This is a genomic window from Pseudomonas cuatrocienegasensis (assembly GCF_900110925.1).
GTDB classification, from domain to species: domain Bacteria; phylum Pseudomonadota; class Gammaproteobacteria; order Pseudomonadales; family Pseudomonadaceae; genus Aquipseudomonas; species Aquipseudomonas cuatrocienegasensis.
In genome coordinates this window covers 84,478-102,567 of the sequence record NZ_FOFP01000016.1, presented here as the reverse complement: position 1 = coordinate 102,567, position 18,090 = coordinate 84,478, and the positions used below count along the sequence as shown (strand labels likewise).

Genomic DNA, 18,090 nt, shown 5'->3' with positions numbered 1-18,090 from the left:
TTATACCGCCTCAATAGAACTTCTTTCGAAAACCCCTGTAACCTCTGCCGTCAGGTTACTTATATTAGAGAAATGCAACTGCATTGCAAAATAGACCACATTTGGCGACAACACTGCTCCACCTTCCGGCCTTATATTTTCTAGCGCCGTCATGGCATTAAGGACTACGATACCAAGCTCTTGCTTTAACTTTGCTAACTGCTCTCTATCTTGAAAAGGCGCAAGAATTCTAATCAACCTTCTTGAGGATTCGTTTAATAAGTCTCGAGCCTCATGAAAATCTATATGGTAATCTAACTTATCTAGTTTTTGAGCTATCTCAGTAAGTTCAATTGTCAATGACTGCATCTTAATTGTTACAGCTGCACCTACAGCCGCTTCTTTAGCTTTTTTCGCCTCCACAAAAGCTAATACCGAAAAAAACACACCAACAATTCCAACCGCCAAGCCTATCCAGAACTCCCACTGACTATAAAAAGGACTCAGCGCTATGCTTAGTAAACTCTCTATCTTTTCATCCAATTCCATAAAACTATCCTAGTTCTTATTTACTTATCCATTCCGGGCATACCAGCGCCTAGCTACTTCCTTGGTAATCGCTATCCCGCGTTTTGATTGGGCAAGCTTGAATCAGCCTCACTGTACTCTGGGCTTATTTGCCCTGCTTCTGGTGCTATCTCCCCACTAACCACCCACAACGCGTATTGAGGAAAGAGCTTAACGATAGCTTCAATTTCCTCCGCCTTGATCTCACGTTTTCTTGCAGTGTTCTTGAGGTTGTTCCACGTGTAGCGACTGATTCCAGTGCGCTCCTCTAGCTCAGGCAGTCGAATACCTGAGCTTTTTAAAATAGTTATAACACGCTCTTTTATCATAGCCACTTGATCTATAGTTGATATATCCAATATGGATCAACAATGGCATTATCCACCTTAACAACATCCAATTCGGATAACGCAATGCTGAATAACTGGCATTGACACGAATAGTGACGGAACGAGCATGGAACTGGAAGAGCTGGAACCTTCAAAGCTGATAGGCCCGCAACAGGACGTTGAAACCGTCGAATCCTGGGCTGATCGCAACGGCCTTACCTACGGCACCGCACGTGCCTGGGCGATGAAAGGCGTTCTCCCCACCGTAAAGCTCGGCAAACGCCGCATGGTCAACAGCGCCATGCTCCGCGCCTGGCTGCTGCAACAGGAGTGGACGGCATGAGCAACCGCTACTTTGTGCGCTTCGCGACCTACACCACCCGCGCCGGTCGCATGACTGAACGCGCGTCCTGGGTGATCTGCTACTGGGGTTCCAGCAAAGCCGATTGCGAACGCTGGATGGCTGAAACCGTGCGCCGTGGTGTTAACCCTGCCTACTTAAAGGTTGGCTACAAGCGCTCTCCTGCTGCGAGGGCTGCCGCATGACTAACTCTCTTTCCAAACCCGCCCGCGAGCTGCTGCGCTTGCTGACTGTCCTGCGCGTCTCTCGCGCGCTTGATAGCACCTCGACTTATGGCCTGTCCGTTGGCCGCTGCTGGGGCTTTATCGCCGCCCTGCGTGAGTCCGGCCTTATCTGCCATGACGTCGCCTCTCGCCTGGACCGCCTCGTCAGCTCAGCCATGGAGCACGCCGGCCAACCATTCCCGCACGCCACCAACGCCGGCCCGGTGATGCCGCTCAGCGTCGCACTTGAACGCCGCGTCCCCCAGGGAAAGCCTCAAGCGCAGGTCAGCAGCCATGAACCTAAACCGCTACCTCCACCAACCGCACCGACAGGACTGCGACTGCTCTGTCTGCGAGTCGAAACGGTATCTGGCCAAACCAGACTCCTCCCTGTTCACACACTGCACCCAATGCCGCCGCGCAACCGTCACCACGGTAAATGGGGCTCTGATCGTTACGCCTGCTTCGTACTGCGCGAGACACAAGCCAGGCCAGCGACCGCCGAAGTATTGGTACGTTGTGCAAGACATCGGCAAACCCACGCCCTACGTCCCGCGTTGGGATCTGTTCGAGTTGGAGGGCTGAGCCATGTATAGCCCTCAAATGACCTTCTTCGCGTTCTTGCTTGCTATGAACTTCATGGCCGGCTTCATCTTTGGTTGCCTTGTCGGTGAGTATCAGTGCCCGGCACTCGACTACTTGAAGCCATCGGCGGCGGTGTCCGTGACTGGCCCCCGCGATCTGCCAGACCACCCACCAACCCCGCCGCCAGTCGCGGGCGCAGACGGCGAAACGGGATGACAAGGGCGAGGCCCTTGGTGTGACAGTTCTTCAATTAGCAAAACTTATTAGGAGAAAGTTTAAAAGTGGCATTGCGTTGCTATTCGTCTCATTGGTTTAGCGCTCCATGACATTTAACTATTTATGTTTTATCGCTGTACTTATCGCGTATAAATAACACAAGGCAATCCTTGCAGACCTAGTAAATACGAGGCAGACGAAGAACTTTAATAGTTCCTCTGCTTGGAATCGCTCGGCCTGCTGAAAGCAAACCGCGCACTAACGCGCAACTAAGCGAGGCAATACAAATGGCACGTTCAACTATGGAAGTTGCATTTCTCGGCACTCAAATGACCCAGGTGGAAGACACCAAATACGCCAAGGTCTTTTACGGCGATGAACCGGACGGCAAGACCGAACACGGCCTGTCCATCATCGGCATGGCCATCGCAGAAGACGCCGCCGACGAGGTATTCAACGCCGGCTCCAAGTTCGAGCCCCTGCAACTGGTGCGCATCACCTTTGACGTTGCTCGCGGTGGCCAGAACAAGGGCAAAAATCTCGCCCTGCACATTGAGGCGGTAGACACCAAGCCAGCCCGCCCGCAAACCCAAGCCCCTAACCCCGCCCAGCGCCAGGCCACCCCTGCGCCGGACGCGGCTAAGTCCTGATCGGAGGGCGCCGCCATGCTGATCGTTGATCGTGTGTCGTGTGACTGCTGCGGGCAACCCATGGGCCAGCTCTACCAGCAACCCGCCCCACAGCCCGACCTGCTTAACGATCTGCGCCAGGCGCCCCACACAACGCTGTGCCCTGACTGCCTCGACATGGCTGAGGTCGCCCGCGATCCCAGCTTGGCCGAGTAACAGGGGGCGTTATGAATTTCATTGTGTGCGATGGCGTATGGGAAAGCGCAGGCCAAACCCCGGTTTGTGTCGGCACGCTCTCGACCATGGCGCTCAGTGAGATAAGCCCATCCGGGCTAACTGCTGAGGATCACGCCCAGCTCAGGGACAACGCCCTGATCCTGTTCGCGATTGTCTTTGGCGCTCTTGTGCTGAAAAAGGCACTCAAACTGTAGGAGACACACCCATGCAACACATCAAAACCCTGCGCCGCTCGCTCGGTGCCGTCGCTGCAACTGGCCTGATGGTCGCTCAACAGGCTCAAGCTGCTATCCCCACCGAAGCGCAAGCCGCGCTTGATGCTGCCAAGGAAGACGGCCCTGCCATTGCCGCCATCGTCCTGGGCATCATCATCGCCATTGCTGCTTTCAAGTACATCCGCCGCGCGCTGTAAGGCGCCCCCCAATAAAAGCCCGATAACTGGTTATCGGGCTTTTTCACATAAGGGCCTTATCCATGGACGCCAACATGCTGACAACCGTAATCATCTTGGCGGCGTTTTGGGCGCTGTTTTTTGGGCGGATTTAATGATGAACAGCCCGCGCATTTTTATTCGGTTGGTTTTGGCTTTCGCCCTGATGGGCTGGGGGCAATTTGTTTTTGCTGAGGATTATTATTGGAAATTTTCTAATGCTGTATGGGGGGTTTACCCTAGTCCTACCGCTGCATGTCAATCGTATGTTTCTCAGCAAAAACCTGAAAATCTTGCTCAATATATCCGTACTGAAATAAACTCGCCCACTAGCGCTGTTTGTCATTACTCTTATCAGGTCCGCACTAATTATCGTCAGGATACTACAGCGGCTATTTCTCGTTCCGGCACTTCTTGCCCGCCTGACACGGTTTTAAATGATCAAACTGCAGGATGTGAGCCTCCTCCACCCGAATGCGCTGTAGGCGACCCTGGCATATTCAAAGGCTCTGATGGCTCAGTCATTACCTCGGGCGGCCGGCGTTATGTCATTTCTGAGCCGCCCTCTAGCGTCTGCTACAACCAGTGCTCTTTTTCGGTAAGTGATCGCGCTTCTAGCTGCTTCCTCACTCCCGGCTCTACCACCTCCGGCTTTTGTAATTACCTGGGCACTGGCACGGGTGAGAACTGTTCGGCAACCGATGCCGCGCTTGGCCAAACCGGCGACGCGCTCAACTCTCCCGACACCCCTGATGTGCCCCCGTCTGATCCCAATGACCCCGGCTGCCCAACGGGCTATAGCTGGTCCGGCACAACGTGCGTCAAAAGCCCTACCGACGGTGAAGGCGATGGCACTGGTGACGGTGATAGCGATGGTGATAACGGCGGCGGTGGGGGCGGTGGTGGTTCTGGCGACGGCGGTGGTGATGGCGGCTCAGACGGTGGCGGCGACGGATCCGGTGACGGCGATGGTGACGGCAACGGTGATGGCACCGGCAATGGTGACGGGGCCGGCGAAGGAGAAGGTGAAGGTGAAGGTGATTGCGACCCCGCAACCGACCCCAACAAATGCGGCCAGTCCAGTGTCGGCGGTGAGTCGTGCGAAGCCCCTTTGGTATGCGAAGGCGATGCCGTCCAGTGCGCCATTTTGCGCAAGAACAAAGAGCAGCTGTGCCAGTGGAAGTATGACGCCCCCGTAAAGGCAGAAATCGAAAGCGCCCTGAGCGGTCCTGAGTATGAGCTTGAAGAAAAGTCCACCGCCGTTGGCTCCCTGTTCACCGAAGCCGTGAATAAGGGGCGCTGGCTGCCCAGCAATTGCCCATCACCTGAAACCTTCACCGTCATGGGGCGCAGCTACTCGATTAGCTGGGAACCTGTTTGTCGCTTCGCCACAGCCATTGGGCCGCTGGTGGTTATGCTCGCTTCGATCTTCTTCGCCGTATCCATCAGCCGCGCACTCAAGGGGTCTTGATATGCCGTTACTTCCTGTTATCGCAATGTTCCTGGCCTCCATCGTTTCGGGGCTGGTCTTTCGGGCGCTCGCATCGCTGGGCTTTGCCTACATGTCCTATGTCGGCATTGGCCAGCTGATCGACTCCGTGGATGGCTACATCAAAGGTCTTTTCAGTGCTATCCCGCCATCAGTTGCCGCGGTGCTGGGCATGGCTAAGATTGATGTCGCCATCAACATCGTCATTGCCGCTGTCATCGCGCGCCTGCTGCTTGCGGGTATGGATAAAGTCACCGGGACCATCACCGGTCTTGCCCTGCTCAACAAGGCGGGTGGCTGATGTTTGTCCTGCGCACGGGCTTGCAGGGAAACGGCAAGACCCTCAACACCATCAAGGAAGTGGACGCCAAAGCCGCGAAGGAAGGGCGCGAAGTCTTCTATCACAACATCCGTGGCTTCAATCCCCAGCACGAAGCCCTGCAAGCGGTATGGACTGAATTCGACAAACCCCAGGAATGGTTCAAGCTGCCGAACAACGCCATTATCGTGATCGATGAGGCGCAGACGTTCTTCCGCATCCGCAATCAAGCCTCAGCTGTACCGGCTTACGCCAGCGCCCTGGAAACCATGCGCCACAGCGGCCATGAGCTGCACTGCATCACGCAGAACCCCGGCCTGATCGATCACCACTTCCGCAAGCTGTGTAACTCCCATATCCACTACGTGCGTGGTCACAAAGGCAAGGTGATCAAGCGGTGGGAGTTTGAGCGCGTGAACATGGACGTCGAAAAGAAGAACGTCTTCACCGATGGCCAAGCTACGCGCATCTTGATTGATAAGAAGTACTTCGGTGTCTATCAGTCCGTGGCCGAAGGCTCGGAACATCACATGAAATTCAAACCGCCTCGGGCGTTGTTTGTTTTCATCATCCTGGTCGCGCTGATCGGCTATTTCAGCTACGGCATATACAAGAGCCGTTTCGCCCCGCACCAACCAAAGTCAGTCGAGCCAGTGGCGAGCCAAGGCGTTCAGTCCGTGGCAACGGTCCCCAGCGTCCAGGGCGAGGCTCAGCCTTTAACGCCTGAAGACTACATCGCCTTGCGTGTGCCACGCCTGCCCGATGTGCCCAGCTCCGCGCCCATCTATGACGACATAACCCGGCCTGTTACCTATCCCAAGCTGTCGTGCATGTCGACGTCTGACCCGGACATGGTCTCCAAAAACCATCAGCGGTTAACCGTGGGCTACCGCGACGGCAAGGTCTACGGGTGCCGCTGCAACACCCAGCAGGGCACTCGCGCGGTTGTGTCGTTCTCGGCCTGCATGGCCTATGTCGATGAAGGCGCCTTCGACCCCGCCAAGCCTGATCGGCTGCCCCCTCCGGCCATAGGCCAGGAACAACAAGCCCCGCCCAGTGCGTTGCCCCCATCCTACGCATCAGCCCCAGTCCAACCCGCTGTACCCAGTGATGCCACCTCACGCGTTGTTGTGGTGGGCGACAACAGCCGCATGCCCAGGACGATCAAGTGATGCACGCCATGCGCGGCGGTGAGAGTGCGCGTGAGGCACGAGCGCGCGGATGCGCCGCCGCGCATGCGCTGACGTCCCTGTAACACGTCAGATAAACAGAGTTAAACAGTGTCGATTCGTCACAATTTGGAGCGTTAGAAATGACTGCAAAAGATCAAATCCGGGTAGACCGTCTGTTTGCCGAGTCTAAAACCGGTCGCCTTTTCTTCGACCAGAAAACCGCAGTGATCACCGACCTGTCAGGCGTTCGCCTGCTGCGCTGTGGCGTCGATACGGTCCGCCAGCTTTACCGGGGGCTGATCCGCCCGGAAATCATGGCGCTGTTTGAGAAACCGGGCACCCTGGTTGAGTTTGCCGGCCAGCGCTGGCACTCCGGCCGTGTAGGCCGTGACTCGGGCTACCAGTACAAGCTGCAAAACGCTGACCTGGGTTTCATCCTGTTGGTGAAGAACTTCAACGCCAAGCTCGAAAGCATCGGCCCACACCTGAAAATTGAGGTCTCGCCCCACGCAATCGACGCCCTGTCGCCTGAGCGTCTGCAAGCGCGCATGGATTTCTACGCCCAGGCACTCATGACCAATGTGGACGTCAACCAGTGCGCGGTACACCTTGCGCTAGACCTGCAAGGCTGGACGCCCCCAGCTGATCTGGTTGCCCGGATGCACTGCAAGGCACGCATGCACCGCGACATCAGCGGCATTAACGAGATTAACTGGTCCACCAAGTCGAGCACCTATGGCCGTGGCGAAACCTCGATGTTCGGTTCGGCAAACGGCGTCCAGCTCTGTATCTACAACAAGACCGAACAGGCCCGCGCGACCGATAAGCTCGACTACTGGGAAAGCGTGTGGCGCCGCCGTGACAGCTTCGACGAAGGCGACCCGGACAACTACAACCCGGCCCAGGACGTGTGGCGCGTCGAACTGCGCTACCACCACTCGATCATCCAACAGTTCGCCAGTGGCTCCCTGGACCTCCAGTCTTCGGCCCCCATTGAAACCCGCACCTTTGAGGCCTTCTCAGCGCATCTGGACGGCCTTTGGTGCTATGGCCTGGGGCAATTCAAGCTGCTGTCACGCCCTGGCTACTTCGAGCCTATCTGGACCCTGATTCGCGATGACGTGCGCGTCGATCTGCCGGTGGAATCCCTGCTCGATCAGACCGAGTACAAGCGCTATTACAAGACGTCGCGCGGCTTCTCCGGCAAGAACGTGGAGCTATTCCTGGGAAACTTCGTCAGCCTGCTGGCAAGGGAGCGGGTGGGCGCAAAAAAGGCTTTCAAGACTCTCCAGCAATGGGACTGCTGGCCAGTCATCCGCGACCACTATGCCGCCAAGGACATGGACCAGTTAGCCATTTACCGTCATATCCGCGACTTACTCGAAGAAAGACACGTTCGATGGGGTAGGGCCGTCTGATGTTTGTTTGCCAAATACACAAACAACACAAACACGCTGACGTTCTAGCTCCCGGCCAAGGCGGTGATCATGGCGATTGAACAGCTAGCGGATGGCCGATGGAAGGTCGACGTCGAACCCATCAAAGGTAAGCGCTTCCGCAAGACGTTCAAGACAAAGGCCGAAGCCAGCCGGTTTGAAGCGACCTGCAAGGCCAAAGTCATTGAAACACCTGACTGGTCGCCCAAGCCGAAAGACCGGCGCAAGCTGTCAGAACTGGTTGATCGCTGGGCGATTCTTCATGCGCATACGCTAAGCGACGGACCTGCACGCCGTAGGCTGCTCGATGCCATGGCCAAAGACCTTCGAGACCCTGTAGCCATCAAGATGACCGGCAACGAATATGCCGAATATCGCGCCCTGGCGCTCAAGAGTGGTGCCAACCCTAAAACGCTGAATAACCGCCTTGGCTATCTGCGCTCGGTGTTCAACGTGCTGCATCAGCTCGGCGAGATCGACTATGAAAACCCGCTTACTCGTGTCCGCCCTCTCCGCTTACAGGAAAAGGAACTGTCCTACCTGACCGACCAGCAAATCGAAAAGCTGTTCACCACCATTCATGGCTACTGCAAGACGCCTCATGTCGCCATGGTCGCGGCAATCTGCCTGGCTACAGGTTCTCGCTGGGGTGAGGCTCAGGCGCTGACACCCGAAAGAGTACGCAACCAGCTGGTTACCTTCGTCAACACCAAGGGCAAGCGTGTGCGATCAATCCCTATTGCCCAGGATCTCGAAACGCAGATTCACCGACACTTCAAAGAGCACGGCCTGTTTAGCAACTGCTTGAACAGCTTTGACAAGGCCCTGGCTCATTCGCGCTTACCTGTTCCCGCTGGCCAGTCATCGCATGTGCTGCGACATACCTTCGCCAGTCGGTTCGTGATGAACGGCGGGAACATCCTCACGCTGCAAAAGATCCTGGGGCATACCAGCCTGGCAATGACCATGAGATATACACACCTGGCGCCGGATCACCTGCAGGACGCGGTGAGGCTTGGGCCACAATCATGGAAGAACGCTTTTTTATCTGAGGCAGAACGCTAACTAAGCCGTCTGCCCCTTCCCACAAGCTCGTTACTTCTTCCTTGGCTTTCCTGCATCACTACGTTTATCGCGAACTTGCCCGTCATTATTTCTGGATCGCGGCTGCTCTCCACCGCCAGGCTTAGGAACGGTTACGTGGGGGTTCAGAGGTCTTCGGTCAGTCATGTCTTCATCCTTAAATAACTGTTAAGTCTTCTTGCAGCTTGTGCAATCGCTTGCGCTAATCATGCCTACATAAGCCCATGCACCAGTTGAAGCTAGCAAAGCGCCATCCCTTACGCCAACTCTAGCTTTCGACACTTCTTCGACACTTACCCGCTCTGAAACGAAAAAGCCCCCGAAACTCTATGAATTTCAGGGGCTTATTCTTGCAATATGGCGGGAAGATAGGGATTTGAACCCTAGGTACCATCGCTGATACAACGGATTTCGAATCCGTCCCGTTCGGCCACTCCGGCATCTTCCCAAGCGGCGCGCATCATAACAGTAGATGCGCGTTTAGCGAAGCCTGTTTTTGGATTTTTCGCATGCTTTCAGATGCTTGCGATAAAAACAGGCCCCTGTGGTGCTTAGGAGGTGAGTTTGGTCAACGCCTCGCGGTACTTGTCGGCGGTCTTTTGCGCCACCTCGGCCGGGACGGCCGGTGCTGGGGCTTGCTTGTTCCAGCCGGTGGACTCGAGCCAGTCACGCACAAACTGCTTATCGAAGCTCGGCGGGTTGCTGCCTTCGGCGTAGCTTTCGGCAGGCCAGAAGCGGCTGGAGTCTGGGGTGAGCACCTCGTCCATCAGGGTCAGGGTGCCGTGCTCATCCAGACCGAATTCAAACTTGGTGTCGGCAATGATGATGCCGCGCGTAGCGGCGTATTCGACGGCAGCGCTGTACAGGGCGATAGCGGTATCGCGCACCTGAGCGGCGATTTCGGCGCCGATAATGGCTTCGCACTGGGCGAAGCTGATGTTCTCGTCATGGTCGCCGACAGCGGCCTTGGTCGACGGGGTGAAGATCGGCTCGGGCAGCTTGGCGGCTTCTTTCAGGCCAGCCGGCAGGGGGATGCCGCAGACGGTGCCGCTCTTCTGGTACTCCTTCCAGCCGGAGCCGACGATATAGCCACGCACAATGGCTTCGACGGCGATCGGTTTGAGGCGCTTGGCGACTACAGCACGACCTTCGACCAGGGGTAGCTCAGCCGCTGGGACCACGTCCTCGACCTTGTCCCCGGTGAAGTGGTTGGGGACCAGGTGGGCGAGCTTGTCGAACCAGAAGTTGGAAATCGAGGTGAGAATCTTGCCTTTGTCCGGAATGGGTTCGGCGAGGATGACGTCGAATGCGGACAGGCGATCGGTGGCGACCATCAGCATGCGGGCGTCGTCGATTTCATAGAGGTCACGGACTTTGCCCGAGTAGATCTTTTTCAGGCTGAGGGTCGAAGGTGTGGTCATGGAATTGGCCCTTAGGAAACGAAACAGGCGAAACCCGGAAGGTTTCGCCTATTGGTGATGCAGCACCGAGACGTCTGGGCGTTAGCCGAGATTATCCTGGATCAGGCCCAACACGCGGCGAGCAACATCCGAGGGTGCGACTGTGTTGAGGTCTTTTTCGACGGTGACCTGCACGCTGTCACCTACGGCGGTCAGGCGTACCTGGTAGCGCTCGGCTCGGGCGTCGATCTCTTCCTTGCTCGATTCGCTGCCAAACAGGCGGCCGAAGAAGCCAGGAGTTTCGTCCTTGCGCTCAGCACCTTCTGCCAGGTTGACGTAGTACACGCCCAGACTGCGGTTAATGTCGTCGACCCGCACGTCAGCCATTTCCAGCGAGCGGCCCACACCGGACCAGGCGCGGTCAAAGTCGGCGCCCAGGTTCAGCACCGGATTGCCGTTGCCATCCTCGGACAGGCTCACGCGGCTTGGCGCGTCGTAATCACGGGCTGCCAGCAACGAGACGGAACCGCCCTGCTCTGCGCCACGCGCCATACTGGCAACCAGCTCGTCGAGCAAGGCGCCATCGAGTGCGGCATTGCTGCTGCGGGTGGTGAAGGGCACATCGGCAGTGCTGCCAGCAGCCCGTTCGGCGCTGACCACAAAAATCTCGCTGGTGTTGCGCTGCACACCCGGCTCGATGCGCACACGCACACGGGTTTCAGCCGAATCGACGTTGGCAACACGGGCACCGAGGCGGCGAGCCATGACAGTGGAAAGCTCATCGATGCGCTGCCAGGCCGTGCTGAACTCACCCGTTTGCGGGCGTTCATCGACGATGCGGAAGCCGCTGTCCTCGAAGAACTGACGCGCCATTGGCCAGACTTCTGCCGGCACACGCTGGGCAACCAGCCAGCTGGAGTCGCCACTCTTCTGCAGGCTGAACTCGCTGGCATCGGCGCGAATGGCCATGGCCTGGGGCCGCGGCACTTCAAATTCACCTTCGACCGCGGTGCTGTTGGCAACCTGTTGCGGCACCGGCAGCAGCGGGTCAAGACGTTTGCTTTGCACGCCCTCGGGCAGTTGCATCGGAGCGGTCTGGCGCGCCCCCAGGTAGTCGCCGCCGCGGTCGCGGAAATAGCCATCGTCACCCCAGAGCCAGCCGCAACCGCTGGTGCTGGTGATGATCAGAGCAAGTGCAGAGAATCCGGCCAGTCGCTTCATGCGCAGTAATTCCTCAATTAAACCAATACGCCGGACTGGCGCAGGGCCTGACGCAGCGGTTCATGACAACGCGGGCTGAGCCAGGTCAGCGGCAGGCGAATACCATCGGGCATCATGCCCATTTCATGCAGCGCCCACTTCACCGGAATCGGGTTGGATTCGATGAACAGCGCCTTGTGCAGCGGCATCAGGCGATCGTTGATAGCGCGGGCGATGGCCGCTTCACCACGCATGGCCGCAGCGCACAGGTCGCTCATGGCGCGCGGGGCGACGTTGGCGGTCACCGAAATATTGCCTTTGCCGCCCAGCAGCATCAGCTCGACAGCGGTGGCATCGTCACCGGAGTAGACGAGAAACTCTTTGCTCACCCGGTCGAGTACATCCTGGGCACGTTGCAGGTCGCCAGTGGCTTCCTTGATGCCGATGATGTTGTCGATCTTGGCCAGGCGCTCGACCGTCTCCGGCAGCATGTCGCATACGGTGCGGCCGGGTACGTTGTAGAGAATCTGTGGGATGGCAACTGACTCGGCGATGTGCCGGAAGTGCAGGTACAGGCCTTCCTGAGTCGGCTTGTTGTAGTAAGGGGTCACCAGCAGACAGGCGTCGGCGCCGACATCCTTGGCTGCGCGGGTCAGCTCGACCGACTCGCGCGTGGAGTTGCCGCCGGTACCGGCAATCACCGGGATACGCCCGGCGACCTGATCGACCACGCGGCGGATCACTTCGATGTGCTCGGGGACTTCCAGAGTTGCCGACTCGCCGGTGGTGCCGACTGCGACAATGGCGTTGGTGCCCTCTTGCAGGTGGAAATCCACCAGTTTGCTCAGGCTGTCCCAATCGAGACCACCTTGTGCATCCATGGGCGTGACCAGTGCCACCATACTGCCCGCAATCATGCAACCGCTCCTGCCGGAAAAAGAGAGCGGTAATGGTACTGGCGCCACCTGCCTTGTACAAGCGACGGACGCGGCCTCTCGGCAATGCGTGCGATGCGATGTGTGGCGGCAACATTCGGTGCCTGGAATGCCCGCGAGCATTCCCCTGAGCAGCGCTTTTCGCTACCCTTCCGGCTTTGATCGGCACTGTGAACAGCGGGCCGACCGCTCATCGCTTTAGGAAGGCTGCATGTCCACCCCCTCAGTACGCGAACAATTCCTCGTCATCAGCGCACTCGGCCCCAATGCCATGGAGCTGACCAACGTGCTTTGCCGTGCCAGCCACGAGAACCGTTGCGCCGTGATCAGCACGCGCCTGAGCCGTCACGGCGAATTAAGCGCTCTGGTCCTGCAGATTTCCGGTAGCTGGGATGCCCTGGCGCGCCTGGAATCGAGCCTGCCGGTGCTGGCCAAGAAGCACCAGTTCTCGGTCAATGTGACGCGCTGCGGTGCGGCGGAGAATCGTCCCCAGGCCCTGCCCTACGTGGCCTACGTCAGCTCGGTGTATCGCCCGGACATTCTCAATGAGCTGTGCCAGTTCTTCCTCGACCATCAGGTCGAGCTGGAAAACCTTACCTGCGACACCTACCTGGCTCCGCAGACCGGCGGCACCATGCTCAACGCGACCCTGACCGTGACCCTGCCCGCCGGCACCCAGATCAGCTGGCTGCGCGACCAGTTCCTCGATTTTGCCGACGCCCTGAACCTGGACGCCCTGATCGAACCCTGGCGTCCGCAAACCCCAGCCTGAAGGAGCCTTTAATGGCCGTGACACTCGACAAGCCGGTTGATGATTTCCAGGCCCTGGCCACCAGCGGCCTGACCGTACAACTGTCAGCCCTCAAGGGTCAGAACCTGGTGATCTACTTCTACCCCAAGGACAGCACACCAGGCTGCACCACCGAAGGCCAGGGGTTTCGCGATCACTACCCTGCCTTCCAGGCGGCCAACACCCTGGTCTTCGGCGTGTCGAGAGACGGCCTGAAGTCGCACGAGAACTTCAAGTGCAAGCAGGCTTTTCCCTTCGAGCTGATCTCGGACAAAGACGAAGCCCTGTGCCAGCTGTTCGACGTGATCAAGCTGAAGAAGCTCTACGGCAAGGAATACCTGGGCGTAGACCGCAGCACCTTTCTGCTTGACCGCGATGGCGTGCTGCGCCAGGAATGGCGTGGCGTTAAAGTGCCCGGGCATGTCGAGGCGGTACTGGCGGCAGCACAGGCCCTCAACGGCGCCTGAACCAGGCAGTGTGGCACCGCACGCTCAGCGCGGTGCCACACCACTCTATTAGCCGCTAAGCGGCTCACTGCGCGGCCAGGCATCAAGCAACGCCTTGAACAGAGTCGCCAGTGGTATCGAGAAGAAAATCCCCCAGAAGCCCCAGAGGCCGCCGAACAACAGGGCAGCGCAGATGATCGCGACCGGGTGCAGGTTCACCGCCTCGGAGAACAGCAAGGGCACCAGTACGTTACCGTCCAGCGTCTGGATCACCGCATAGGCCAGCATCAGGTACATGAACTGGTCGCTCCAGCCCCACTGAAACAAGGCGATCAGCGCCACCGGAATGGTCACCACCACCGCGCCGATGTAAGGCACCACCACCGACAGGCCGACCAGCATCGCCAGCAAGGCGGCGTAGTTGAGCCCCAGCGCCGCGAACACGATGTAAGTGACCACGCCGCAGATGATGATCTCGATGACCTTGCCGCGGATGTAGTTGGCGATCTGCTGGTTCATCTCCTGCGCCACCTGTGATAGCAGGCTTCGCTCACGAGGCAGATAACTGCGAAACCACTGGCCAATCAGCTCGCGGTCCTTGAGAAAGAAGAACACCAGAATCGGCACCAGCACCAGATAGACCATCATGCCGATCACAAACGGCAGGCTCGACAGCGAGAACGTCAGCGCCCACTGACCAAACTTGCCCAGCTCGCCGCGCACGGTATCGATCAGTTGCACCACCTGCTGATCGGTGATCAGCGCCGGGTAGCGATCCGGTAGCAAGAGGAACAGCGCCTGCCACTCGCCGAGCATGCGTGGCAGTTCGTTGAACAGGGTGGTCAGCTGTTGCCAGAGCAGCGGCATCAACACCAGCAGACACAACGCCAGCGCACCGATAAACAACATGAACACCAGCCACACCGCCGCAATATGCGGCATGCGCAGGCGCTCAAGCGCATTGACCAGCCCCTGCATCAGAAACGCCAGCACCAGGCCAGTCAGCACCGGAGCGAGCATGCCGCCGAAAATCAGTACAACCGCAAAGCCCGCGATAACCAGCACTGCCAGCACCACGGCCTGCTCGTCGGAAAAATAGCGGTGCAGCCAGCTGCGTAATACCTTGATCATTGAGCATCCTTGAGTGAAATCTGCCGCCACCCGAGCGGCATCACGCCTTACGCAACCAGTAACGAAATACCCCGGCGTCCTCTTCCTCGCGCACCAGGGTGTGCCCGGCAAGACGAGCGAACGCGCGAAAATCGCGCTGCGATCCCGCATCGGTGGCCGTCACCTTGAGCACAGCGCCGCTGACCAGTTGATTGAGCGCCAGCTTGGCCTTGAGCAAGGGCATGGGGCAATTGAGGCCAGTGGCATCGACTTCGGCGTCTGCGCCTAAGTCAGGGGTGTACGCATCGTTCATGCCATTCTCCTCGAGTCGGCACAAAGGATACCTAAAGCCGAGCAACCCTGGCCAGGCAAGCGTCTAGGCGGCTACAGTAGGCCTTTGTCTGCCCATGAGCCCTGTGCATGAATGTTCTGCGCCCTACCCTGCTGACGCTCGCCTGCCTGTTTGCCCAACCGGGCCTGGCCAACGACCTCCCGTCACTCGGCGACGCCAGCTCCGCCCTCGTCTCCCCGCAACAGGAATACCAACTCGGTCGTGCCTGGCTAAGCCTGGTGCGCGGCCAGGTCAGCCAACTGGATGACCCGCAACTCAAGGACTTCGTCGAAACCAGCGTTTACCGCCTGGGCGAGACCAGCCAGGTACAGGACCGACGCCTGGAGTTCGTTCTGCTCAACAGCCCACAGATCAACGCCTTCGCAGCGCCCGGCGGAATCATCGGGGTCAACGGTGGGCTGTTCCTCTACGCCCAGACCGAAGCCGAATACGCCTCGGTCATGGCTCACGAACTGGCTCACCTGTCGCAACGCCATTTTGCCCGCGGCCTGGAAGCCCAACAGCGCATGCAGATCCCGGTCATGGCGGCCATGCTCGCCGGCATCGTGGCGGCGGCGGCTGGCGCTGGTGATGTCGGTATCGCCGCCATCGCCTCGACCCAGGCTGCGGCGATTCAGGAGCAGCGCCGCTTCTCTCGGCAGAACGAGCAGGAAGCCGACCGCATTGGCCTGGTCAACCTGGAAAAAGCCGGTTACGACCCCCGCGCCATGCCCAGCATGTTCGAACGCCTGATGCGTCAGTACCGCTACGACCGCATGCCACCGGAGTTCCTGCTGACCCACCCGGTATCCGAATCGCGCATCGCTGACACCCGCAACCGCGCCGAGCAGTATCCAGCCCAGGGTATCGAAGACACACTGCGCTACCAGTTGCTGCGCGCACGGGTCCAGCTGATCTACGAAGAAACTCCAGGGCTGGCCGCCAAACGCTTTCGCGCCATGCTCGATGAAAACCCCAAGCTCGATGCCGCGCGCTACGGCCTGGCGCTCGCCCAGATCAAGGGCGCCCAGTACGACGAAGCCCGCAACACACTAAAAACGCTGCTGCAGGGCGCACCGGACGACATTACCTATAACCTGGCGCAGGTCGAACTCGACATGGCCACCCGCGGCCTGGACGACGCACAGCGCCGCCTGGATAGAATGCTCAAGCTTTACCCGAGCAACTACCCACTCAAGCAGGCGCGCATCGACCTGCTGATCAAACAGGGCCGCACCCAGGACGCCGAACGCGCCCTCGATGAACTGCTCAAGAACCGCGGCAAGGACCCTGACGTGTGGTATCAGGTCGCCGAAATTCGTGGCCTGACCGGCAACACCATTGGCTTGCACCAGGCACGTGCCGAATACTTCGCCCTGGTCGGCGACTACAAGCAGGCCATCGAGCAGTTGGACTTCGCCAAACGCCGCGCCAGCAATAACTTCCAGCTCGCCTCACGCATCGACGCCCGCCAGCGCGAGCTGATTGACGAACAGCGAATGGTCGAACAGATGCTGCGCTAGCGCCTTCGCGAACCGCTGCACGCCCTGTAGGAACGAATTTATTCGCGATGCAGTTGCGAACAACTTCGCTCTCGCGTCATCCGCCGCGGTGCTGTCACAACCGATCGGGGCACCACACAAAAATGCCGCTCATCAAGTCAGCATGAGCGGCATCAGGCAACATTGGCATTTATGCCTCAGGCGTTACCACTGAGCTTCATCCGCGCCGCCTGGGTGAAATCGAGCATGCGCTTGAGTGGCCGGATGGCCTTGGGAATCAGCGCTGCATCGACAAATATTTCGTTACTGCCCTCGCGCAAACAAGCCAATGTACGCTCCAACGTATTCATCGCCATCCACGGGCAATGCGCACAACTACGGCAGGCCGCGCCGTTACCGGCGGTGGGCGCCTCGACGAACACCTTGTCCGGGCACAGCTGCTGCATCTTGTAGAAGATGCCGCGGTCGGTAGCGACGATAAAGGTACGATTGGGCATGCGCTGCGCGGCGGCGATCAGTTGGCTGGTAGAGCCAACGGCATCGGCCAGCTCAATCACCGCGGTCGGCGACTCAGGGTGCACCAGCACAGCCGCGTCCGGGTACAGCGCCTTCATGTCCTCGAGCTGCTTGGCCTTGAACTCCTCGTGCACGATGCAAGCGCCATCCCACAGCAGCATGTCGGCGCCGGTCTTGTTCTGGATATAACGGCCCAGGTGCTGATCAGGCGCCCAGATGATGCTTTCGCCGTTATCCATCAGGTGCTCGACAATCTCCACCGCACAGCTGGAAGTAACCACCCAATCGGCACGGGCCTTAACCGCAGCCGAGGTATTGGCATACACCACCACGGTACGCTGCGGATGCTGGTCGCAGAAGGCGGCAAACTCGGTTACCGGGCAGCCCAGGTCGAGCGAACAGGTCGCCTCCAGGGTCGGCATCAGCACGCGCTTTTCCGGGTTGAGGATTTTCGCCGTCTCGCCCATGAACTTGACCCCTGCGACCAGCACGGTCTGCGCCGGATGGGCATTACCGAAGCGGGCCATCTCCAGGGAGTCGGAGACGCAGCCGCCAGTTTCCTCGGCCAGGGCCTGCAATACCGGGTCACAGTAGTAGTGGGCGACAAGCACAGCGTTCTGCTTTTTCAGTTCGGTGGCAATTTCAGCCCGGTAGAACGCCTCCTGCTCCGGCGTCAACGGCACAGGGCGCTTGGCATCCAGATGGGCTTGCACCAGAAGGCGTTCGGAAATCTGCGTCATGTCATCAGGCTCTACGGCGTTCAAGGCTGCGATTATACCCAGCAACGGCTCGTGACAGGGCTACACCTGGCGCCACGCCAGCAAA

The 18,090-nt window shown here is 58.7% G+C and carries 23 protein-coding genes and 1 tRNA gene; 15 read left to right on the top strand and 9 right to left on the bottom strand.

What is annotated here, in order from left to right:
* Together BMW49_RS19500 and BMW49_RS19495 are read right to left on the bottom strand one after the other, a co-directional pair.
* Window positions 1–528, bottom strand: coding sequence for a hypothetical protein (locus BMW49_RS19500; RefSeq protein WP_069518435.1), 528 nt, complete (start codon window positions 526–528; stop codon window positions 1–3).
* A 71-nt stretch (window positions 529–599) separates the two neighbouring features.
* Window positions 600–875 (bottom strand): helix-turn-helix domain-containing protein, encoded by a 276-nt coding sequence (locus BMW49_RS19495; protein WP_083251723.1) that lies wholly within the window; start codon window positions 873–875, stop codon window positions 600–602.
* Between the two features lie 127 nt (window positions 876–1,002).
* Here BMW49_RS19495 and BMW49_RS19490 point away from each other — a divergent pair, with 127 nt between their 5' ends.
* The 12 genes from BMW49_RS19490 to BMW49_RS19425 all read left to right on the top strand — a co-directional run bounded on the left by BMW49_RS19490 (window position 1,003) and on the right by BMW49_RS19425 (window position 9,017).
* Window positions 1,003–1,218, top strand: coding sequence for a MerR family transcriptional regulator (locus tag BMW49_RS19490; protein ID WP_069518437.1), 216 nt, complete (start codon window positions 1,003–1,005; stop codon window positions 1,216–1,218).
* Window positions 1,215–1,421: a hypothetical protein gene (locus tag BMW49_RS19485; protein ID WP_069518440.1), complete on the top strand. Its 207-nt coding sequence runs from the start codon at window positions 1,215–1,217 to the stop codon at window positions 1,419–1,421. Before BMW49_RS19490 ends, BMW49_RS19485 begins: the two co-directional genes overlap by 4 nt.
* Window positions 1,422–1,733: 312 nt before the next feature.
* On the top strand, window positions 1,734–2,024 hold the full coding sequence (gene pflM, locus BMW49_RS19480) for a lysogeny maintenance protein PflM (protein ID WP_083251724.1): 291 nt from the start codon (window positions 1,734–1,736) through the stop codon (window positions 2,022–2,024).
* Between the two features lie 503 nt (window positions 2,025–2,527).
* A complete protein-coding gene (locus BMW49_RS19470) occupies window positions 2,528–2,890 on the top strand; it encodes a hypothetical protein (RefSeq protein WP_069518445.1) in 363 nt (120 codons plus the stop codon).
* 15 nt (window positions 2,891–2,905) lie between these two features.
* Complete coding sequence (locus BMW49_RS19465) at window positions 2,906–3,085, top strand: hypothetical protein (RefSeq protein WP_069518447.1); 180 nt, start codon at window positions 2,906–2,908, stop codon at window positions 3,083–3,085.
* Window positions 3,086–3,096: 11 nt separating this feature from the next.
* Window positions 3,097–3,300, top strand: coding sequence for a hypothetical protein (locus BMW49_RS19460; RefSeq protein WP_069518449.1), 204 nt, complete (start codon window positions 3,097–3,099; stop codon window positions 3,298–3,300).
* An 11-nt stretch (window positions 3,301–3,311) separates the two neighbouring features.
* The gene (locus BMW49_RS19455) at window positions 3,312–3,518 is read left to right on the top strand and encodes a major capsid protein (protein WP_069518450.1); all 207 of its coding nucleotides are present in this window, start codon (window positions 3,312–3,314) and stop codon (window positions 3,516–3,518) included.
* Window positions 3,519–3,624: 106 nt separating this feature from the next.
* On the top strand, window positions 3,625–5,007 hold the full coding sequence (locus BMW49_RS24640; protein ID WP_244168377.1) for a virulence factor TspB C-terminal domain-related protein: 1,383 nt from the start codon (window positions 3,625–3,627) through the stop codon (window positions 5,005–5,007).
* A 1-nt stretch (window position 5,008) separates the two neighbouring features.
* Window positions 5,009–5,326, top strand: coding sequence for a DUF2523 domain-containing protein (locus BMW49_RS19440; RefSeq protein WP_069518455.1), 318 nt, complete (start codon window positions 5,009–5,011; stop codon window positions 5,324–5,326).
* The gene (locus tag BMW49_RS19435; RefSeq protein ID WP_069518457.1) at window positions 5,326–6,516 is read left to right on the top strand and encodes a zonular occludens toxin domain-containing protein; all 1,191 of its coding nucleotides are present in this window, start codon (window positions 5,326–5,328) and stop codon (window positions 6,514–6,516) included. The genes BMW49_RS19440 and BMW49_RS19435 overlap by 1 nt, the downstream gene beginning before the upstream one ends.
* 140 nt (window positions 6,517–6,656) lie before the next feature.
* Window positions 6,657–7,934, top strand: coding sequence for a hypothetical protein (locus BMW49_RS19430; protein WP_069518459.1), 1,278 nt, complete (start codon window positions 6,657–6,659; stop codon window positions 7,932–7,934).
* A 69-nt stretch (window positions 7,935–8,003) separates the two neighbouring features.
* Window positions 8,004–9,017 carry a phage integrase gene (locus BMW49_RS19425; protein ID WP_069518461.1) on the top strand — a complete coding sequence of 338 codons (1,014 nt, stop codon included), beginning with the start codon at window positions 8,004–8,006 and terminating at the stop codon, window positions 9,015–9,017.
* A 376-nt stretch (window positions 9,018–9,393) separates the two neighbouring features.
* On the opposite strand, the gene BMW49_RS19420 is transcribed toward BMW49_RS19425, so the two are convergent.
* The 4 genes from BMW49_RS19420 to dapA form a co-directional block, all read right to left on the bottom strand.
* Window positions 9,394–9,483: transfer RNA gene (locus tag BMW49_RS19420), tRNA-Ser, on the bottom strand.
* Window positions 9,484–9,586: 103 nt separating this feature from the next.
* The gene (locus BMW49_RS19415; RefSeq protein ID WP_069518463.1) at window positions 9,587–10,456 is read right to left on the bottom strand and encodes a phosphoribosylaminoimidazolesuccinocarboxamide synthase; all 870 of its coding nucleotides are present in this window, start codon (window positions 10,454–10,456) and stop codon (window positions 9,587–9,589) included.
* Between the two features lie 81 nt (window positions 10,457–10,537).
* Window positions 10,538–11,656 carry an outer membrane protein assembly factor BamC gene (bamC, locus tag BMW49_RS19410; RefSeq protein ID WP_069518465.1) on the bottom strand — a complete coding sequence of 373 codons (1,119 nt, stop codon included), beginning with the start codon at window positions 11,654–11,656 and terminating at the stop codon, window positions 10,538–10,540.
* 17 nt (window positions 11,657–11,673) lie between these two features.
* Window positions 11,674–12,552, bottom strand: a complete 879-nt coding sequence (gene dapA / locus BMW49_RS19405) for a 4-hydroxy-tetrahydrodipicolinate synthase (protein ID WP_069518470.1) — start codon at window positions 12,550–12,552, stop codon at window positions 11,674–11,676.
* A 229-nt stretch (window positions 12,553–12,781) separates the two neighbouring features.
* On the opposite strand from dapA, the gene BMW49_RS19400 reads away from it, so the two are divergent.
* Window positions 12,782–13,342, top strand: coding sequence for a glycine cleavage system transcriptional repressor (locus BMW49_RS19400; protein ID WP_069518472.1), 561 nt, complete (start codon window positions 12,782–12,784; stop codon window positions 13,340–13,342).
* Window positions 13,343–13,353: 11 nt separating this feature from the next.
* Window positions 13,354–13,827 (top strand): peroxiredoxin, encoded by a 474-nt coding sequence (locus BMW49_RS19395; protein ID WP_069518474.1) that lies wholly within the window; start codon window positions 13,354–13,356, stop codon window positions 13,825–13,827.
* 48 nt (window positions 13,828–13,875) lie between these two features.
* On the opposite strand, the gene BMW49_RS19390 is transcribed toward BMW49_RS19395, so the two are convergent.
* Entirely contained in the window at window positions 13,876–14,937 is a 1,062-nt protein-coding gene (locus BMW49_RS19390) for an AI-2E family transporter (protein ID WP_069518478.1), read from the bottom strand.
* Window positions 14,938–14,977: 40 nt separating this feature from the next.
* Window positions 14,978–15,229, bottom strand: coding sequence for a sulfurtransferase TusA family protein (locus BMW49_RS19385; RefSeq protein ID WP_069518479.1), 252 nt, complete (start codon window positions 15,227–15,229; stop codon window positions 14,978–14,980).
* A 107-nt stretch (window positions 15,230–15,336) separates the two neighbouring features.
* On the opposite strand from BMW49_RS19385, the gene BMW49_RS19380 reads away from it, so the two are divergent.
* Window positions 15,337–16,770: a M48 family metalloprotease gene (locus tag BMW49_RS19380; protein ID WP_069518481.1), complete on the top strand. Its 1,434-nt coding sequence runs from the start codon at window positions 15,337–15,339 to the stop codon at window positions 16,768–16,770.
* Window positions 16,771–16,946: 176 nt separating this feature from the next.
* Here the strand turns inward: BMW49_RS19380 and nadA are convergent, their stop codons facing one another.
* Window positions 16,947–18,005: a quinolinate synthase NadA gene (gene nadA, locus BMW49_RS19375; RefSeq protein WP_069518482.1), complete on the bottom strand. Its 1,059-nt coding sequence runs from the start codon at window positions 18,003–18,005 to the stop codon at window positions 16,947–16,949.
* Window positions 18,006–18,090: the final 85 nt, after the last annotated feature.

What these genes read in the sequence shown, in the direction of transcription:
- BMW49_RS19485 (WP_069518440.1), top strand. Translation starts at nt 1,215, where the DNA reads ATGAGCAACCGCTACTTTGTGCGCTTCGCGACCTACACCACCCGCGCC.
- bamC (WP_069518465.1), bottom strand. Translation starts at nt 11,656, where the DNA reads ATGAAGCGACTGGCCGGATTCTCTGCACTTGCTCTGATCATCACCAGC.
- BMW49_RS19490 (WP_069518437.1), top strand. Translation starts at nt 1,003, where the DNA reads ATGGAACTGGAAGAGCTGGAACCTTCAAAGCTGATAGGCCCGCAACAG.
- BMW49_RS19470 (WP_069518445.1), top strand. Translation starts at nt 2,528, where the DNA reads ATGGCACGTTCAACTATGGAAGTTGCATTTCTCGGCACTCAAATGACC.
- BMW49_RS19415 (WP_069518463.1), bottom strand. Translation starts at nt 10,456, where the DNA reads ATGACCACACCTTCGACCCTCAGCCTGAAAAAGATCTACTCGGGCAAA.
- BMW49_RS19500 (WP_069518435.1), bottom strand. Translation starts at nt 528, where the DNA reads ATGGAATTGGATGAAAAGATAGAGAGTTTACTAAGCATAGCGCTGAGT.
- BMW49_RS19380 (WP_069518481.1), top strand. Translation starts at nt 15,337, where the DNA reads ATGAATGTTCTGCGCCCTACCCTGCTGACGCTCGCCTGCCTGTTTGCC.
- BMW49_RS19395 (WP_069518474.1), top strand. Translation starts at nt 13,354, where the DNA reads ATGGCCGTGACACTCGACAAGCCGGTTGATGATTTCCAGGCCCTGGCC.
- BMW49_RS19455 (WP_069518450.1), top strand. Translation starts at nt 3,312, where the DNA reads ATGCAACACATCAAAACCCTGCGCCGCTCGCTCGGTGCCGTCGCTGCA.
- dapA (WP_069518470.1), bottom strand. Translation starts at nt 12,552, where the DNA reads ATGATTGCGGGCAGTATGGTGGCACTGGTCACGCCCATGGATGCACAA.
- BMW49_RS19390 (WP_069518478.1), bottom strand. Translation starts at nt 14,937, where the DNA reads ATGATCAAGGTATTACGCAGCTGGCTGCACCGCTATTTTTCCGACGAG.
- BMW49_RS19430 (WP_069518459.1), top strand. Translation starts at nt 6,657, where the DNA reads ATGACTGCAAAAGATCAAATCCGGGTAGACCGTCTGTTTGCCGAGTCT.
- BMW49_RS19425 (WP_069518461.1), top strand. Translation starts at nt 8,004, where the DNA reads ATGGCGATTGAACAGCTAGCGGATGGCCGATGGAAGGTCGACGTCGAA.
- BMW49_RS19440 (WP_069518455.1), top strand. Translation starts at nt 5,009, where the DNA reads ATGCCGTTACTTCCTGTTATCGCAATGTTCCTGGCCTCCATCGTTTCG.
- nadA (WP_069518482.1), bottom strand. Translation starts at nt 18,005, where the DNA reads ATGACGCAGATTTCCGAACGCCTTCTGGTGCAAGCCCATCTGGATGCC.
- BMW49_RS19385 (WP_069518479.1), bottom strand. Translation starts at nt 15,229, where the DNA reads ATGAACGATGCGTACACCCCTGACTTAGGCGCAGACGCCGAAGTCGAT.
- BMW49_RS19465 (WP_069518447.1), top strand. Translation starts at nt 2,906, where the DNA reads ATGCTGATCGTTGATCGTGTGTCGTGTGACTGCTGCGGGCAACCCATG.
- BMW49_RS19400 (WP_069518472.1), top strand. Translation starts at nt 12,782, where the DNA reads ATGTCCACCCCCTCAGTACGCGAACAATTCCTCGTCATCAGCGCACTC.
- pflM (WP_083251724.1), top strand. Translation starts at nt 1,734, where the DNA reads ATGAACCTAAACCGCTACCTCCACCAACCGCACCGACAGGACTGCGAC.
- BMW49_RS19460 (WP_069518449.1), top strand. Translation starts at nt 3,097, where the DNA reads ATGAATTTCATTGTGTGCGATGGCGTATGGGAAAGCGCAGGCCAAACC.
- BMW49_RS19435 (WP_069518457.1), top strand. Translation starts at nt 5,326, where the DNA reads ATGTTTGTCCTGCGCACGGGCTTGCAGGGAAACGGCAAGACCCTCAAC.
- BMW49_RS19495 (WP_083251723.1), bottom strand. Translation starts at nt 875, where the DNA reads ATGATAAAAGAGCGTGTTATAACTATTTTAAAAAGCTCAGGTATTCGA.